This window comes from Sandaracinus amylolyticus (assembly GCF_021631985.1).
In the GTDB taxonomy this organism is placed as follows: domain Bacteria; phylum Myxococcota_A; class Polyangia; order Polyangiales; family Sandaracinaceae; genus Sandaracinus; species Sandaracinus amylolyticus_A.
In genome coordinates, this window is the sequence record NZ_CP070225.1 from 7,294,216 (window position 1) to 7,309,157 (window position 14,942).

The 14,942-nt window shown below is 69.1% G+C and carries 16 protein-coding genes; 4 read left to right on the plus strand and 12 right to left on the minus strand.

Features of this window, described 5'->3' with window-relative positions:
* Positions 1 to 180: 180 nt before the first annotated feature.
* Together I5071_RS30875 and I5071_RS30880 are read left to right on the plus strand one after the other, a co-directional pair.
* The gene (locus I5071_RS30875) at positions 181 to 984 is read left to right on the plus strand and encodes a hypothetical protein (RefSeq protein WP_236516842.1); all 804 of its coding nucleotides are present in this window, start codon (positions 181 to 183) and stop codon (positions 982 to 984) included.
* A gap of 220 nt (positions 985 to 1,204) precedes the next feature.
* The gene (locus I5071_RS30880; RefSeq protein WP_236516843.1) at positions 1,205 to 1,930 is read left to right on the plus strand and encodes a hypothetical protein; all 726 of its coding nucleotides are present in this window, start codon (positions 1,205 to 1,207) and stop codon (positions 1,928 to 1,930) included.
* Positions 1,931 to 1,966: 36 nt separating this feature from the next.
* On the opposite strand, the gene I5071_RS30885 is transcribed toward I5071_RS30880, so the two are convergent.
* From I5071_RS30885 to I5071_RS30905, 5 genes are all read right to left on the minus strand, one after another.
* Positions 1,967 to 2,563 (minus strand): hypothetical protein, encoded by a 597-nt coding sequence (locus tag I5071_RS30885; RefSeq protein ID WP_236516844.1) that lies wholly within the window; start codon positions 2,561 to 2,563, stop codon positions 1,967 to 1,969.
* Positions 2,564 to 2,578: 15 nt separating this feature from the next.
* Entirely contained in the window at positions 2,579 to 2,887 is a 309-nt protein-coding gene (locus tag I5071_RS30890; RefSeq protein ID WP_236516845.1) for a hypothetical protein, read from the minus strand.
* A 131-nt stretch (positions 2,888 to 3,018) separates the two neighbouring features.
* Positions 3,019 to 3,309 carry a hypothetical protein gene (locus I5071_RS30895; protein WP_236516846.1) on the minus strand — a complete coding sequence of 97 codons (291 nt, stop codon included), beginning with the start codon at positions 3,307 to 3,309 and terminating at the stop codon, positions 3,019 to 3,021.
* Complete coding sequence (locus I5071_RS30900; protein ID WP_236516847.1) at positions 3,299 to 4,453, minus strand: SDH family Clp fold serine proteinase; 1,155 nt, start codon at positions 4,451 to 4,453, stop codon at positions 3,299 to 3,301. The genes I5071_RS30895 and I5071_RS30900 overlap by 11 nt, the downstream gene beginning before the upstream one ends.
* Before the next feature lie 763 nt (positions 4,454 to 5,216).
* Positions 5,217 to 5,810, minus strand: coding sequence for a peptidoglycan recognition family protein (locus I5071_RS30905; RefSeq protein WP_236516848.1), 594 nt, complete (start codon positions 5,808 to 5,810; stop codon positions 5,217 to 5,219).
* Positions 5,811 to 5,962: 152 nt separating this feature from the next.
* On the opposite strand from I5071_RS30905, the gene trxB reads away from it, so the two are divergent.
* Positions 5,963 to 6,916, plus strand: a complete 954-nt coding sequence (gene trxB, locus I5071_RS30910) for a thioredoxin-disulfide reductase (RefSeq protein ID WP_236516849.1) — start codon at positions 5,963 to 5,965, stop codon at positions 6,914 to 6,916.
* Positions 6,917 to 7,065: 149 nt separating this feature from the next.
* Positions 7,066 to 8,490 carry a carotenoid oxygenase family protein gene (locus tag I5071_RS30915; RefSeq protein ID WP_236516850.1) on the plus strand — a complete coding sequence of 475 codons (1,425 nt, stop codon included), beginning with the start codon at positions 7,066 to 7,068 and terminating at the stop codon, positions 8,488 to 8,490.
* 105 nt (positions 8,491 to 8,595) lie between these two features.
* On the opposite strand, the gene I5071_RS30920 is transcribed toward I5071_RS30915, so the two are convergent.
* From I5071_RS30920 to I5071_RS30950, 7 genes are all read right to left on the minus strand, one after another.
* Complete coding sequence (locus I5071_RS30920) at positions 8,596 to 8,943, minus strand: PilZ domain-containing protein (protein WP_236516851.1); 348 nt, start codon at positions 8,941 to 8,943, stop codon at positions 8,596 to 8,598.
* A complete protein-coding gene (locus I5071_RS30925; protein WP_236516852.1) occupies positions 8,940 to 9,653 on the minus strand; it encodes a hypothetical protein in 714 nt (237 codons plus the stop codon). Before I5071_RS30925 ends, I5071_RS30920 begins: the two co-directional genes overlap by 4 nt.
* Positions 9,650 to 9,979, minus strand: coding sequence for a hypothetical protein (locus I5071_RS30930; protein ID WP_236516853.1), 330 nt, complete (start codon positions 9,977 to 9,979; stop codon positions 9,650 to 9,652). Before I5071_RS30930 ends, I5071_RS30925 begins: the two co-directional genes overlap by 4 nt.
* Before the next feature lie 70 nt (positions 9,980 to 10,049).
* Complete coding sequence (locus I5071_RS30935; protein ID WP_236516854.1) at positions 10,050 to 10,589, minus strand: hypothetical protein; 540 nt, start codon at positions 10,587 to 10,589, stop codon at positions 10,050 to 10,052.
* Between the two features lie 74 nt (positions 10,590 to 10,663).
* Positions 10,664 to 11,596: a bifunctional riboflavin kinase/FAD synthetase gene (locus tag I5071_RS30940; protein ID WP_236516855.1), complete on the minus strand. Its 933-nt coding sequence runs from the start codon at positions 11,594 to 11,596 to the stop codon at positions 10,664 to 10,666.
* 34 nt (positions 11,597 to 11,630) lie between these two features.
* Complete coding sequence (locus I5071_RS30945) at positions 11,631 to 12,659, minus strand: hypothetical protein (RefSeq protein ID WP_236516856.1); 1,029 nt, start codon at positions 12,657 to 12,659, stop codon at positions 11,631 to 11,633.
* An 80-nt stretch (positions 12,660 to 12,739) separates the two neighbouring features.
* The gene (locus I5071_RS30950; RefSeq protein ID WP_236516857.1) at positions 12,740 to 14,932 is read right to left on the minus strand and encodes a hypothetical protein; all 2,193 of its coding nucleotides are present in this window, start codon (positions 14,930 to 14,932) and stop codon (positions 12,740 to 12,742) included.
* Positions 14,933 to 14,942 lie beyond the last annotated feature (10 nt).

Below are 14,942 nucleotides of genomic sequence, written 5' to 3' on the forward strand. Positions count from 1 at the left end.
GCGTGGCCGGAAGCGCTACAGGCGCCGGGCGCGGCGAACGCACGCGGACGCCGCTGGAGTCCCTTCGGTGACTCGCGTAGGCGGCGGAGGGACTGCAGCTACGGACGATGCCGCACTCTCGTCATAGCCGACGCGCCTTGCCAACGGGACGTGCGTTTGTTGGAGCCGTAAGCTCGAACGATGGACGACAGCAGCAAGGGCGACGCGGACGAGCTTAGGCGCGCGATCGTGCGAGATGCGGCCGAGACGAAGGCTGCCGGCGAAGTTGTCGGCAACATGAAGCGCGAGTTCATACTGCAGGTTCTCGGCGCGGTCGCAGCAGCGGGCGGGGCAGCGATGGGCGGTCCGCTCGGGCTTCTCGCGGGACCCGCTGCTACGGTCTTCTTGCAGGGACTCTTCGCCGCAGTCGAGAGGCACGATGTCGGCCGGAAGGCTCTCGATGCACTGAGCGACAGCGAGGCTATCGCCGCGCTCGCCGCACGCATTGAAGAGATCGACGAGCGACTACGCTCGCTTGAGCCGACGGCGAAGGCCGGCGACGTCGCAGCCGTACTCGCGATGTACCTGGACGCGGCGCGCAGCTCTGCGGACGATGAGAAGCGACGCATCCTTACCAATGCGGTCGTGAACGCCTTCGATGCGAAGCAATACCGCGAGGGCCTAACCCGCCGGCTCTTCGCGATCCTCAGTCAGATGGAGTATCCCGAGATCTATCTGCTGCGGAGGATCGAAGAAAAGGCGCGTCCGGTCAGTGCCCGTGGTCGTTGGGAGAAGGACGATCGGATGCGCCTGCGTCCTTGGTATGACGCGCGCGCGCTCGATTCGACGCTCGCGAGCCGTCTGGTCGACTTGGGACTAATCCTGCGGCTGCACCCACTCGGCGAGCCGCACCTGCCCGAGAGCTCACCCGATACGGCCGACACGACGATGCTCGGGGAACGACTGCTCGCGCTGGTCGCAGATCGTGCGACGAACCGCGGCTGACTCCGGTGGCGCCGTCAGTGCCCGCGACGTTCTCTTCAACGAGCGCTAGCAAGCACGAGCTTCCAGGACGGAAAGCTGCTCGGCGTGCTTGCGTCCCGGGCGGTGCTGCACGCTTACTCCGAGCGTGAAGAAGCGACCTCGCCCAACTGCGCGCCCTGGCCCTATCGACAAGCACCGACCGGCCCAGCTCCCGCACTTCGAGGTCGCCCCTGCGCTCGCCGTGCGTTCGTCGGACATAGTCCGCGATGACCACGACGAGGTCGGCAAGCTTATCGTGTCGCTTGCGCTGGTCTTCAACGACTTGAAGGGCTTGGTCACGGCGCTCTGGTTCCTTCGTGACGCGATGAAGCTCGCGCGTGGCGACGCGCAAAACGGACAGCTGTCCGGGATGGTGCTCCAGAACGCGAGATGGATGGTCGGTCTCGTCCACGAGCTCCTCGACCTCGTTCGAGAACGAGGCGCCGTTGTCGACTCAGCGGAGTTCCGGTCCCTTCTGAATGCCGTCGGCCCGGAAGCTCGCACGGCGTGGGAGGCGATCGAAGCGGTCGCGCGTGGTCGCGAGGGTGGCGACCCGACACTCAGGGACGCGCTTGTGAGGTGCCGGAACAGCGTTGCGTTCCACTACGACGACAAGCGCGGCAAGCTCTGGCGCGGCTTCCTCTCGGCCTTCGGCGACGAACCTCCTCCGAACGTTGCAGTAGGCCGTCCTGCCTTCTCTGACGGCGACAACATGGAGGGTTCGCGCTTCTACTTCGCCGATGCGGCGGCGAAAGCCGCCGTGGAGCCGCTGATCGGGATGCCATTCGAGGTCGTTTCGCTGCGAGCATCTGACCTCGGTCGCCGCGCGAACGAAGCGCTGAAGCCGCTCGTGGTTGCCCATATTCGCGGCCGCGCGGATCAGATCGAACCGTACTCGCCCCCCGCCGGATGGCAGTGGCCCAAGTAGCCGACGCGCGCGTCGACCACTGGACCGCGTGCAGCCCTACCGCTCGGGCCGGACGATGAACCCCATCCGCCTCGCGATTTCACGCGCCTCCCGCCGAGCTGCCTCAAGGAGCTCGCGCTTCTCGCCGGGCGTCAACTTCGCGCGCTCCTCAAGCATCTCGCGGTGTCGCTCGTAGGTAGCTTCGACCTCGAGCCGCGACCGCATGAGCACGCCGCCTCTGCGCGACGCCGGAACGCGCTCGGAGACTTTCCAGAAGCCTGGCTCGTCGAGGAGCCGTTCCTCGGCCGCCTCGAGAGTCATCCATCCAGCTTCGTCGCGCCGACGCACGTACTCGAGCAGTTCGGCCTTGGCGTAGTGCCTGGTCTTGTGATCGCCGTGTCGGGTAAGACTGACCTCTCGCCCAGACTTCATCACCAACACGCCGTAGCCGAGCAGCTCAGCTGCCTCGCGGTACCCGATCCACTCGTCAGCGGCCTCGAGGCGCGCGCGACGAGCCTCGTCGACCGTGCCCAGGCTTGTCCCATGCTCCACAGGGCGAGGCCTCGGCAGAGACGCGCGGCGGGGAAGGGCTCGCTTGATCTCGTCCCGAACGATCGCTCGGATGGCGTCTAGGTCAGCCTTCGAGAGTGCCATGCCGCGAGGATGCACTCACGACGCGCGCAGCGGGCGCGTTGCGAGCTCGATCACCGCGTGCACCTCGCGCTCACCAACGAGCCTCACGAGCCCTGGGGCGCGCTCGCGCAGCGTGCGCTCGAGGCATGTGCGATCGAAGAACGGCGCGAAGTCGTGCGCCATCTCGACGAGGCGACGAGGCGACGACGCGCAGCGATGCGGCGTGCGAACGTGTTCGGCGATGAACGGCACGCGCCCTCGGGGGCGAACCGCAGAATGCAGGGTGCCCTCCGAGAGCTCCGCGGTCACAAGGCCGAACAGCTCATCTTGCACGCCGCGTCGCACCGTGCGCCAGATCCGCGGGCCGACTCCGGCCCTCGACGAGGACGATGTCTTGCGCCGCGGCCCGGCGCCAGGTGCCCGTGCCGTGGGCGTTTCGAGGCGCGGCGGACGCAGCCGCCCGCTCGCGCACGTGCTCAGCGGACAGGCAGAGGGACCGAAAGGCCCGGCGCGATCGACGAAGAGCCCGTCTCCACAAGGAACTGGTGCTCCGGCGAATGCGTGTCGGCCTCGGGAACGTCGTAACTCGGTGCTAGGAACAGGCTGAACGCGAGAGTCGCCACGACGAGCGTCGGCGTGTCGTGATTGGAGATTCCCGCGACTTCCGCTTCCTGATCCATGCCCGTCATACCTGCCTCGTCGGTCGATTCTGCCCGAGATTTCGTCCAGCTGCCCAGAGTTTCGCGTGCGCGATCACTACGGTTCATGCGTCCAGTGGCCTCCACGCCAAGCCGCATCGACACCGATGAGGGGCGCCTGCTTCGCCAACGCGTCCTGCACGGCCTGCTGGGCGCCTTGCAGCAGCGCGGGCTGGGCCTGTTGCAGAAGTTGCTGGAGCATCTGCTGCGCCTGCTGCGGGGCCATCCCTTGCGGCAGGGTGGGCGCTTGCAGTGAGAGGTTCACATTGACGTTCATCTGCGGGGGCATCTGTCGCTTGGCCCGGATCTCAATGCGCCCGACGTGCCGGTGTACGCTCGCGGCGCTCTCAACGACGGCGATGCAGGCGTCCTCGTCGTACGCGTCCTTCGTGCCCACCGCCGCGACGGGATCGAGCGGCTCGCGGATCTTGAGCTCCGACTCGTAGTCCTCCAAGAGCGCCCACATCAGGGGTTCGAGCACGTCGTCCGCCTGCTCGACGGGGAGGCCGATGGCAGTAGCTGCCTCGTACCCGATCGCGTGACCGTGTGCGTAGACCTGCTCAGCCAGGGTCTGCACAATCGTGGTCAACACTTGATCGTTCGGGGGCTGCTTCCGGGAGAGCAGCGTGCGTCTAGCAACGTCACGGATGTGCGAGTGCGTTCGGTAGAGGCTTCCGAGCACGACCGCGTCGACGCGGTCGATCAACTTCCCAGCGGCTGTAGCGATCGCGTCCTGTTCGCTGAGGCCGCATCGCTCCTGGATGAACTTCACGAACGCCATGACATCTTCGACGCTGACAGCGTCCTGCACGATGGCGTTCTGCCCGGGTACGACCCGCTTTGTGTTCAGCGTCGGGTCGATCGGGCCGAGTTCGCCCTGCTTTCCCATCACGATCGCGTCCGCACCCAGCGCTAGGAGTGTCGCGGCGCTGTTGGCGCGGAACGGGATCAGGATCCGCCATTCGTCGCTCGCGGCACGGATCGCATTGACGATCCTCCACGGCACATCGATCGCGCCTCCGCGACTGTAGATGAAGAGGTCGAGCGTCGAAACCTTCTTGAAGGCCCTGAGGTGATCGAAGATCGGTCTGACAGCGTCGTCGCCGATCTGCGCTGTGATCGGCGACCGATCACCCGTCACGTAGCAGAGCAGCTTGCTCTTACGATGAGCCTCGATCTTCCCGATGATTTCTTTGCGCTCTTTCCGCCCCATTCAGCAGCGGCTACCAGCGGCCCGGTCGCTGTGTCAAGAAAGTCCGCTGCGGTCGGCGCGGATTTCACCCGTGGGGGTGAATTGATGTCCCAGTCCGCGAGGGCGCCTAGGCTCACTCGCGCTCGTAGACCTTCTGCATCACCTCGCGTCGCGGAAGCTCCCTCGACGAACTCCGTCGAGGGCGAACCACACGCAGCGCAAACGCGTCGCGCCTCCCTCGAGGTGACGCGATCAGTCGACTTCGCCCGAGGAGTCGCGCTCGCCAGCGGAACGCGTCGCCGCAGGCGACGCGGCTTATCCGCCGAGAGCCCGCGCCGCGAGCGCGTGCTCGAGCGCGTCTGCGAGGTCGCCGCGACCGACCGTGCGCAGCACGTCGAGCGCCTCGCGGAGCTTCGGCGAGGTGACGCGCGTAACGTTTCGAGAAACCCCCGCCGAACCTCGCGGTTTTCGGCCGGCACCACGCGACGCCGACGAGCCCGCGATCGCCTGTTTCGCCTCGGAAAGCCGCGTTTCCCCGCCACTTTGAACGGGTTCGATCCCCCTCGACTCCATTTCTGGGTGTGCGGGTCCCCGTCCGCACGGTTCTCGTCGAGCAGTGATGGTGGGGCGTCCGCCGCGGTGATCGTGCTCGGAGGCCGGCGGCCCGCACGTGCTGCCGCTCTTGCTCCGTGCTCGGTTCCTCGAGCATGCGTCGGGTCTCGGCCCGCGCACGATGCTCGGCGTCTCGGAGCGCGATGGGTGCCCTCGGGCGGCGCGCGACCGATCAGCCGTCAGCCCGGCTCCTCAGGCCGCGCACGACGCGGTGGAGCGATCGGCCGGGGCACGCGGTGTGCGCCCCGTCGATCTCACCGTGGTCGAAGACGCGCGCGCCCTCGATGCGGAAGCGCCGCTGCAGCGCCGAGACGAGCTCGCTCAGCGTCGCGAGCTGCCGCCGCGTCGGAGCGGTCTCCTCGAAGTTGCCGACGAGGACGATCCCGATCGCGACCTCGTCCCAGAGCGCGCGCGTGCTCGCGTCGCGGAGCCGGGACGCGACGTGCGCGCCGGGCTGCTGCTGCGTCCACCGCGGTCCGACTTCGATCTCGCCGTCACCGAGGCCGTGGCCGTTCCCGATCACGAAGTGATAGGCCAAGCCACGCGGCATGTGCCGCACGCCGCGGTGGTACGCGTCCATCGAGGCGGCGTTGCCCTCGGACGACGCGCTGTGGTGCACGATGATCGCAGTCCACGTACGCGCTCGCACACCGGGGGTGCGGATCAGCGCGCCGGCGTCGCGGCCTCGCGGGAAGTCCTGCGCGCGAGCCACTGTCGCAACGAGGACGAGACAGAGGACGGCGATCGCCGGCGTCGTCGAGCGCATGCGCGGATCATCCGACCAGCCCGGCGCGAGGTGCCAGTTTCGCGCAACGCTCGCGGGCAGCAACGACACGGTGTGCGCCACCAGCCCGGGCTACACTTGCACCCCCGCGGCGCGCGCCTCAAAAGCGCCGCAGGCCAAAGAAGAAGACGGACATGAAGACCCACAACGTCGTGATCATCGGCTCGGGCCCCGCGGGCCTCACCGCCGCCATCTACGCCGCGCGCGCGAACCTCAAGCCCCTGCTCATCGAGGGCGCGATCATCGGCGGCATCCCCGGCGGTCAGCTCATGATCACCACGACCGTCGAGAACTATCCGGGCTTCCCCGAGGGCATCACCGGCCCCGATCTCATGGCGAAATGGCGCGCCCAGGCGGCGCGCTTCGGCACCGAGATCATCACGGCCGACGTCGATCGCGTCGACTTCTCCAAGCGCCCGTTCGAGATGTGGTGCGGCGAGGATCACTACCGCGCGCAGTCGGTCATCGTCGCGACCGGCGCGAAGGCGAAGTGGCTCGGCATCGAGAGCGAGCACAAGCTCGAGAACCGCGGCGTCAGCGCGTGCGCGACCTGCGACGGCTACTTCTTCCGCAACCAGGACGTGTGCGTCGTGGGCGGCGGCGACACCGCGATGGAAGAGGCGCTCTACCTCGCGGGCCTCTGCAAGAGCGTCACGATCATCCATCGCCGCAAGGACTTCCGCGCGTCGCGCATCATGGTCGAGCGCGCGCAGAAGAACCCGAAGATCAAGTGGCTCCTCGACACCGTCGTCACCGAGGTGCTCGACGTCGAGAAGAACACCGTCACCGGCGTGCGCGTGAAGAACATCGTGACCGGCGAAGAGATGGTCTACGACACGCAGGGCCTCTTCGTCGCGATCGGTCACCAGCCGAACACCCAGTTCTTCCAGGGCCAGCTCGACATGGACGAGAACGGGTACCTGAAGACCAAGGCCGGCACGACGCGCACCAACATCGAAGGCGTGTTCGCCGCGGGCGACGTGCAGGATCACGTCTACCGCCAGGCCGTGACCGCCGCGGGCACCGGCTGCATGGCGGCGATCGAAGCCGAGCGCTGGCTCGCCGCGAACGATCTCGTGATCCACTGAGTCTCTGCCGGAGTGCTCGTCCCGCCGGTCCCGGACGGGAGCGCGCAAAGCGCGCGGACGGTAGAGGCCGGCGGGCGAGCCGATCTTCGAACGCGCGTCTGCTCCGAACGAGGGCAGACGCGCGTTTCGTCGTGCGCCATCCTCCGCGCATGATCCCGACCGCGACCGCGCCTTCGATCTCCGAGCCGAGCCCTTCGCTCCACGACGATCGCGCGACGCACCTCGCGTACACGTCGAGCGTCCCGCGCGAGCACGGGTTCGAGCCGCTGCGCATCGAAGGTCGTCTGCCCGAGGGCTTGCGCGGCACGCTCTATCGCAACGGTCCGGGGCTCTGGGACCTCTTCGGCCGTCCTTACTCGCACTCGTTCGAGTGTGATGGCGCGGTCGCCGCGGTGCGGCTCGACGGCGCGAACGCGCTCGGCGCGCATCGCGTCACCGAGAGCGTCGGTCTGCGCGAAGAGCGCGCCGCGGGTCGTCCGCTCTACGGCTCGAACGCTGCGTGGCGCACGCGGGTGTGGAACGCGCTGCGCCTCCGCGCGAAGAACACCGCGAACACCGCGCTGCTCTCGTGGCAAGGGCGCCTCTTCGCGTTGCTCGAGGCGGCGTGCCCGACCGAGCTCGACCCCGCGACGCTCGACACGATCGGCCCGAGCGATCTCGGCATCGAGAAGCTCGTCGCGTTCACCGCGCATCCGCACGCGGTCGCGTCGCACCGCACGACGTACTCGTACGGCGTCGAGCTCGGGCCGCTGCCGAAGCTCGACGTGCACGCGCTGCCGTGGACCGGTCGGGCGCGACGCCTCACGCGCATCCCGCTCGCGCACAACGTGATGATCCACGACTTCGCGGCGACCGAGCGGCACCTCGTGTTCTTCGTCGGGCCCGCGGAGCTCGTGATCTGGCGCGCGCTCTTCGCGGCGGGCGATTTCCGATCACTCTTCGAGTGGCGCCCCCAGCACGGCAGCGAGGTGATCGTCGTGCCGATCTCCGATCCCTCGCGCGTGGTGCGGTTCTCGGTGGACGCGTTCTGGTCGTGGCACATCGCGAACGCGTTCGAGCGCCGTGACGAGATCGTGATCGACCTCGTGCGCTACGAGGACTTCGCGACGATGGATCAGCTCGGCGCGTCGGGCGCACCGTTCGAGCAGGGCGTGCCCACGCGCGTGGTGCTCGATCCCGCGCGCCGCACGATGCATCGCGATCCGCTCACCGACGTGCACGCCGAGTTCCCGATGATCGACCAGCGCATCGCAGGCACGTCGCACCGCACGATGCTCCTCGCGAGCGACTCGGGCACCCGCAACGCGCTGCTGCGGCTCGACCTCGAGCGCGATCGCCTGTCGCGCTACGAGCTCGAGCCGGGAGAGCGCGCGTCCGAGATGGTCTTCGCCCCGCGCGCGAAGAACGCGCCGGTCGACGAGGGCTGGGCGCTCACGATGATCTGGAGCGCCCGCACGAGCACGAGCCACCTCGCGATCCTCGACGCATCACGCCTCGAAGACGGGCCGCTCGCGCGCGTGCACTTCGATCACACCGTGCCCCTCACGTTCCACGGCGTGTTCGTCCCGAGCTGATCTCGAAGACCGTCGAGAAAATCGGCTCGCCCGCCGGTCCCTACCGTCCCGCGCGCTTCGCGCGCTCCCGTCCGGGACCGGCGGGACGAGCACTCCGGCAACCACTCAGCCGGGATCGAGCTTGCCGAGGAAGCGCTCGAGCTGCTTGCTCTGCGAAGGCGACACCTTCGCGAAGCGCACACCCGCGATCCACGTGCCCGCGTCCTGCACAGCGGTCCACGCGACGATCGCCTTCGCCTCGAACGGGTTCTCGTCGGGATCTTCGATCCCGTCCTGCGTGAGGAAGAGCGTCACCGCGAGCTCGCTGCCTTCCTTCACCTCGCGATCGACGATCAGACCCACGCCACCGGCCGAGACGTTCTGGGTCGACGCGACGATCGTCTCGCCGCGGATCTCCACCTCCGCGGCGAGCTCGACGGCGTAACGGCGATGCTTGCGGTTGTCGGCGCTCATCCACCCTCCGTGATCACGTCCTCGTCGGCGTCGTCCCCCTCCTCGAGACCATCGTCCGCAGGAGTCGCGCCGCGTGTGATCGACTCGGCCATCATCCGAGAAAAGGCCCCGCTCGTAAAGACGTCGAGCAGCGCCTCGGCCTCGATGATCCGCAGCTCGATCGCGACGTCGGTGGTGCCCGCGAGATCGCGCTCGAGCTGCAATCGCCGGCGCTCGAAGTAGAGGTGCACGACCTGTGTCGCGATCTCGAGCCGACGCTCCTCGAGGTTGCGCAGCTCGCGCATCAGCGAGGTCTCCTCGCGCGCGAAGAGCAGTCGATCGAGCTGGAACGTGAGGCTCCCCGAGAAGCTCAGCGAGTCGTCGCTCGACCACACGTTGCGCTCTCCGGTCGTGCTCTGTAGCGCCGAGAGATCGAGGGTCTGACCGCGCCGCACCTCGGCGCGCGTCTGGGGCAGCAGGCCCGCGAGACGCGCGCGATCCGCGGCGTCGCGCGCACGCCCGGGATCGAGCGCGGGCGACTCGAGCACCGCGCGCACCAGCGCGTCCACGCTCGGCTCGTCGCGATATCGCGCGAGCGCAGCACGCACCCGCGCCGGTGTGATGTGCGTGCGATCGATCGACTGCGCGGACGCGTCGTGATCGCGCGCGAGGAGCGCCATCGTGATCGCGGCGATCACCACGAGCACGGGCCCGACGTTGCGCGCGCTCATCGCGACACCTCGATCTGCGCGCGCACCCGCGCGAGCGCATCGCGGCGCGCCCTCGCCTCCCATGCGCACGCCGCGGCGATGCGACACCGCGACGCGCTCGGCATCACGAGCGGCGCGGGCGGATCGTCCGCGCCCACGCTCGTGACGCCCTCCCCGTAGCGACCGCCGAGCGACACCCCGATCGCCCACGACCACCGCGCGTCCTCGCCCTCTGCGCCGCTCGACGCTCGCGCGCGCTCGGTCGCCGCGCCCTCGATCGTCAGCGCCGGTGCGCTCTGCGCGATCTCCGCGCATCCCATGCTCGTGATCGCCGTCAACGCGATCACGAGCGACCCTGGTCTCGCTCGTCTCGATTGCATGCCCGCCTCGTATGTGCGGGACACACATCGCGCGACGTCAGCCGAGCGTTGCGTGATCGATCGCGACGATCTCGGACTCGCCCTTCGCGAGGCCGATCGCAGCAACGATCTTCTCGCCGGGCACACGCGGCGCGAGCACGATGGTGCCCTCGCTGCGCACCACGCCGTGATCGCTGCGCTCGACGCGCGGCGCGTCCGCTCCCTCGGGCCACGAGACGCGCACGACGCGCAGGTGGATCTCCGCGCCCGCCGGCGCGATCAGCTGCGCGCGCGCGATCGCGCTCTCGTGCACCCGCCACACGATGGCGAGGGTCTCGCCCTCGTCGAACCTCACGCCCGCGAACGCCGCGTCCGCGAGCTTCGTCATCGTCGCGACGGGCAGCACCGGCTCGCTCTCACGCTCGCGACGCGCGAGGCTCGGCGGCGGACGCTCGAGCCGACGCTCGGGCGGCACCGGCAGCACCGCGCGCACCGTGCTCGCGACGCGCCCCAGCAGCGACCGCGCGATCGAGAACGCCCCGGTCCGGCTGCTCGCATCGCGCCCGCGCAGCACGTCGATCAGCGACTCTCGATCCATCGACTCCGCATTCGGCACGCCACGCCTCCGCGCTTCGTCCAGAAGCTCGTCCCAGGAACGTCGCTCGAGGTCCTTCAGAGGAGCCTCCACGTCGGCTCGTCCTGGACGAGCCGATCACGCGCCGCCTGGGCGTCCTTGGCGATCTGTGCCCGAAGTGCGTCGATGCCGTCGAATTTCTGCTCGGCGCGCAGCCGCGCGACGAACCCGACGCGCAGCCGCGCGCCGTAGAGATCACCAGTGAAGTCGAAGAGATGCACCTCGACCGAGCGGCCCGCGGCGAAGGTGGGGCGCGTGCCGAGGTTCGCGACGCCGCGCAGGAGCTGCGGATCGCGCTGCGGCGCGATCACGCGCGCGATCACCGCGTAGACGCCGTCGGCCGGCATGAGGATCGGATCGCAGTCGAGGTTCGCGGTCGGGAAGCCGATGGTGCGGCCGCGACGGAAGCCCTCGACGATCGTTCCGTCGACGTCGTGCACGCGACCGAGCATGCGCGTCGCGCGATCGATCGCGCCCTCGCGGAGCGCCTCGCGCACCCGCGTCGAGCTCACGCGACCGACGTCGGGCAGCTCGACCGGCGCGACCTCGGTCACGCCGAACCCCCGCGATGCGCCGAGCTCGCGAAGGCGCTCGATCGTGCCGGTGCGCCCGGCGCCGAAGCGGAAGTCGGGCCCGACGATCACCTCTCGCGCCGAGAGCTCGCGCACGAGCACGTCGTCGACGAAGTCCTCGGCAGTGCGCGCCGCGTACGCGGCATCGAAGCGCGCGACCGCGACGTCGTCGGCGCCCGCCGCACGAAGCAGCTCGATGCGACGCGCGATCGTGGTGATCGGCACGGGGGCGCGCTCGGGCGCGAGCACCGCGAGCGGGTGCGGATCGAAGGTGAGCGGAACGACGTCGAGGCCCGCGGCGTCGGCACGCCGTCGGGCCTCGTCGATCAGCGCGCGGTGCCCGGCGTGCACACCGTCGTGGTTGCCGGGGATCACCGCGGTGCGTCGCCCTCGCGTCATCGGCGCCCGATGATGGGCGCCGCCAGCGCGGGGGTCAATTCTCGGCGCAGATCGTGTGCCGCTCGAGCATGTATCCGCCCGAGCCGGCGTTCGTCCGAGCGCGCCACAGGTACGCGCCCCCGCTTCCGCCGCACGCCGCGATGTCGCCGACCACGCCGCGGCCGGTCAGGGTGCCGGCCCTGCCGAACGACGACCAATAGGTCTGCCTCGTGCCGTAGCGCGTGGCGCCGAAACCCCCGCCCGGCCAGTAGAAGACCTCGAGCGTCGTCGGATCGAGCCCGACGCTGTGCTCGAGGACGAGGTTGTCGGCGTCGATGTCGAAGTCGACGATCTCACCTGCCACGTCGACGTCCAAGAAGCCGAAAGGCTGGAGAACGGAGTACCCGTTCGCCGCGATCGCGGAGTGGTGCATGCTGAAGCGCATCTTCGGCGCGTTCGTCCCGCTCTGCACGACGCGTTCGATGACGACCACACGGTCCCGAGTGCGATCGACCGCGACGCGACGTCGGCTGCCCGCCGTGATCGTGCCGTCGCGCTGCACCGGGACGCTGCCGAGCCATGCGCCGGTCGACGAATAACCGGTCAGCGACGAGCCGCCGACGAGATAGATGGTCGCTCCGTCGCCCGACACCGCGATGTCCTCGTTGGCCCAACCGGTCGAGGAGATCACTGTGGTGATCGCTGTGAGCGTTCCGAGCGAGTTGAACGTGAGACGCCGGACGCGCGTGCCGCCATCCGTCAGCGCCCACACCTGCCGGTTCGTCCCGGGCGCGACGGAAGTGAGGGAGAACCCGAGGTTCGTGTCCGTCGTGCCCGGCCTGCGGCACTGGCCCGTTCCCATGCTCCCGTCGACGTTCATGACCGTGCAGGTCGACGGAGTGGCAAAGAGAACGACCTGATCAGGCTGCGTGTCTGGGGACCTGAGGAGCGCGACCCGGGAGAAGTCGTAGGCGCCCGTGTGCGGCAGGTATGTCGCGACCGAACCCGTGAAGTAGCCGCACGCAGCGAGTGCGAGCGCGAGCCCAACGACGATGGCGAAACGTATCTTGTTGTTGCGTGACACTGGCTCTCTCCTTTGCACCATCTACGGATGGCGCAAAGGAGAGTACCGCCGCAGCTCACGACACTCAACGCGCGGCGAGATCAGCGCGGGCAGGCCTCGCCTTCGGGATCCTGGCGGCACGCTTCCGCGATCTGACAGCACCCGGCGGGCATGAGGAACGGCGTGCAGTGGGGGACCACGCGGTCGTCGTCGTCGATGTGATAGTCGCCGTCGCCGGCGGCGGTGCCCGGCACGCGCATCTCGCGGGTGCTGCGGGTCGTTCCATCGCGACCGGGCACGACGGCCTCGGGGTACGAATACGGCTCCGGGGCCGTCATGCCGAGCGCGGGATCGGGCGCGATCAGGTCGGGCTCACCGTTGCCGTCGGCATCGGTCGCCGCGTTGCGCAACGGGCACAGCGGCAGACCGCAGAAGACGTCGAGCGACGCCGGGCAGCACGCCGGGTTCGCCGGCATGTACGCGACCGGGCTCGACGCCCCGCCGGCCGAGACGCGCGGCGCCATCGTGCACGCGGGGATGCCGTGGCCCGGGTCGAACGAGCCCACCTGCTCGGGCGTCGTGTCGTCCGCGGCGTCGACGATCGACCAGCCACCGGCGCGGCCCTGCTCGGCGAGCATGGCCGAGCCCTCTTCACCGCAGAGCGGGAGCGAGCCGTCGCCGCGCACCGGATCGAGCTGGTTCACCGCGCCGATGCGGTACGAGAAGTCGGGGCAGCCGAGCTCGTTCGGCACCGACCACGCCTGACCCGACGCGCTGCCGCTGCAGAGGCGCGCCGGCGCCATCGGATCGGTCATTCGCGCGGGGTTGTCGCGGCAGTGCGTGTTGCCGGTCTCGGTTCGGCGCGGCGCCGTCATGTTGCAGATCGTCTCGCAGGTCGCGGGATCGCGCGTGCACGTGCTGAGGCACTGATCGATCGCGTTCACGATCTGCGCGCCCGCGACACCACTGAGCAGGTTGACGTCGTAGTTGCCGCTCGGCAGCTCCTGACAGTCGACCCAGATGCGCTCGTAGGTCTCCGCGGTGTTGCCGGGCGCGATGATCGGCACGCGGCACTCGCTCGGGAGCTGAGGGTTCGTGATCATGACCGCGATCGGCGGAATGCCCGCGCGCACCTGATTGAACACCTCGACCGGGAAGCCGCCGGTCGTGAGCTCGTTCTGCGTCGTCGGCGGGATCGAGCCGACGATCAGCACGTCGGGCAGACCGCTGCGCTGCTCGGCGGGCGTGCGCGCACGGCGCACGATCGGCACCGGGAAGAAGTAGTTGATGTTGGCGGTGCCGAGGATCGGATGCGCGTCCTGCATGCCGTCGTTGTTCGCGTCGACGGGCGCGACGTAGAAGCCGTACGCGGGGCTGCCGAAGAAGTAGTTCCTCGAGTCGATGCCGGCCGCGGTGAACGCGTTCTGCCACGCCGACGAGGGCTGCGCGCCCGCGGTCGCGTCGACGATCGAGTCGAGGCGCATGTTCGTGAGCCCGAGGAGCTGCGCCTCGCGCATGATCGGATCGGGCGTGGTGGGCAGCGTATCGCGCGAGTCGAGCGCGCGCGTCTGATCCGCGACCTGGAAGACCGGGCGCTCGGTGGAGACCGGCGCGCCGAGCGTCACTGCCACGCCCTCGACGACCTGACCGTTCGGGTTCTCGTCGATGTGCCCGAACGCGATGCGCTGGAACTGCGGGGGCACCGCGCTCGTGCTGATGAACGCACCGCCCGCGACGTCACCCGCCGTCGGCAGGTTGCGCACGCTGAAGAACGGATTGAAGTCGCCGTCGTAGTCGAAGAAGCCGCGGATCTGATAGGCAGTGCCGGGGCAGGTCGGATTCTCGGGATCCGGGTCCTCGCACACGCCGCGGCCGAGCGAGAGCTCGGGCCAGATGAACGGCGCCGAGCGCATGATCGGCCGGCGATCCTCCGCCGTCGGCTCGAGGGGCATGCAGTCGTTGAGCGAGAACATCGTCTCGCCCGGGATCGTGAGGAGGCTCGTCGCGCTGGACGCGCTGCCGCTCGGCGGAGGCGGGTTGTCGAACACGAAGAGCGTGAGGATCACGTTGCCGATGATCTCGGTCGGCTCTCCGGTGCCGTCGTCGCCTGCGCGCACGCAGTCGGGACGCGAGCCGACGTAGAGGACCGTCCCCTCGATGACGCCGGTCGGATCCGGCGCGGCACCGCCGTTCCGCCGGAACGTGTCGGTGTTCGGATCATCACAACCGCCGACGAGGACGCCGGCAGTGAGGGCTCCGACGCAGAGCGTTCCGAGGTGGGGAATCAAGCGCATGTGCTGGTGT

Excerpts from the sequence above, each read along its gene's own strand:
- I5071_RS30950 (WP_236516857.1), bottom strand. The coding sequence starts at position 14,932 with ATGCGCTTGATTCCCCACCTCGGAACGCTCTGCGTCGGAGCCCTCACT.
- I5071_RS30925 (WP_236516852.1), bottom strand. The coding sequence starts at position 9,653 with ATGAGCGCGCGCAACGTCGGGCCCGTGCTCGTGGTGATCGCCGCGATC.
- I5071_RS30915 (WP_236516850.1), top strand. The coding sequence starts at position 7,066 with ATGATCCCGACCGCGACCGCGCCTTCGATCTCCGAGCCGAGCCCTTCG.
- trxB (WP_236516849.1), top strand. The coding sequence starts at position 5,963 with ATGAAGACCCACAACGTCGTGATCATCGGCTCGGGCCCCGCGGGCCTC.
- I5071_RS30895 (WP_236516846.1), bottom strand. The coding sequence starts at position 3,309 with ATGAACCGTAGTGATCGCGCACGCGAAACTCTGGGCAGCTGGACGAAA.
- I5071_RS30885 (WP_236516844.1), bottom strand. The coding sequence starts at position 2,563 with ATGGCACTCTCGAAGGCTGACCTAGACGCCATCCGAGCGATCGTTCGG.
- I5071_RS30920 (WP_236516851.1), bottom strand. The coding sequence starts at position 8,943 with ATGAGCGCCGACAACCGCAAGCATCGCCGTTACGCCGTCGAGCTCGCC.
- I5071_RS30900 (WP_236516847.1), bottom strand. The coding sequence starts at position 4,453 with ATGGGGCGGAAAGAGCGCAAAGAAATCATCGGGAAGATCGAGGCTCAT.
- I5071_RS30905 (WP_236516848.1), bottom strand. The coding sequence starts at position 5,810 with ATGCGCTCGACGACGCCGGCGATCGCCGTCCTCTGTCTCGTCCTCGTT.
- I5071_RS30875 (WP_236516842.1), top strand. The coding sequence starts at position 181 with ATGGACGACAGCAGCAAGGGCGACGCGGACGAGCTTAGGCGCGCGATC.
- I5071_RS30940 (WP_236516855.1), bottom strand. The coding sequence starts at position 11,596 with ATGACGCGAGGGCGACGCACCGCGGTGATCCCCGGCAACCACGACGGT.
- I5071_RS30935 (WP_236516854.1), bottom strand. The coding sequence starts at position 10,589 with ATGGATCGAGAGTCGCTGATCGACGTGCTGCGCGGGCGCGATGCGAGC.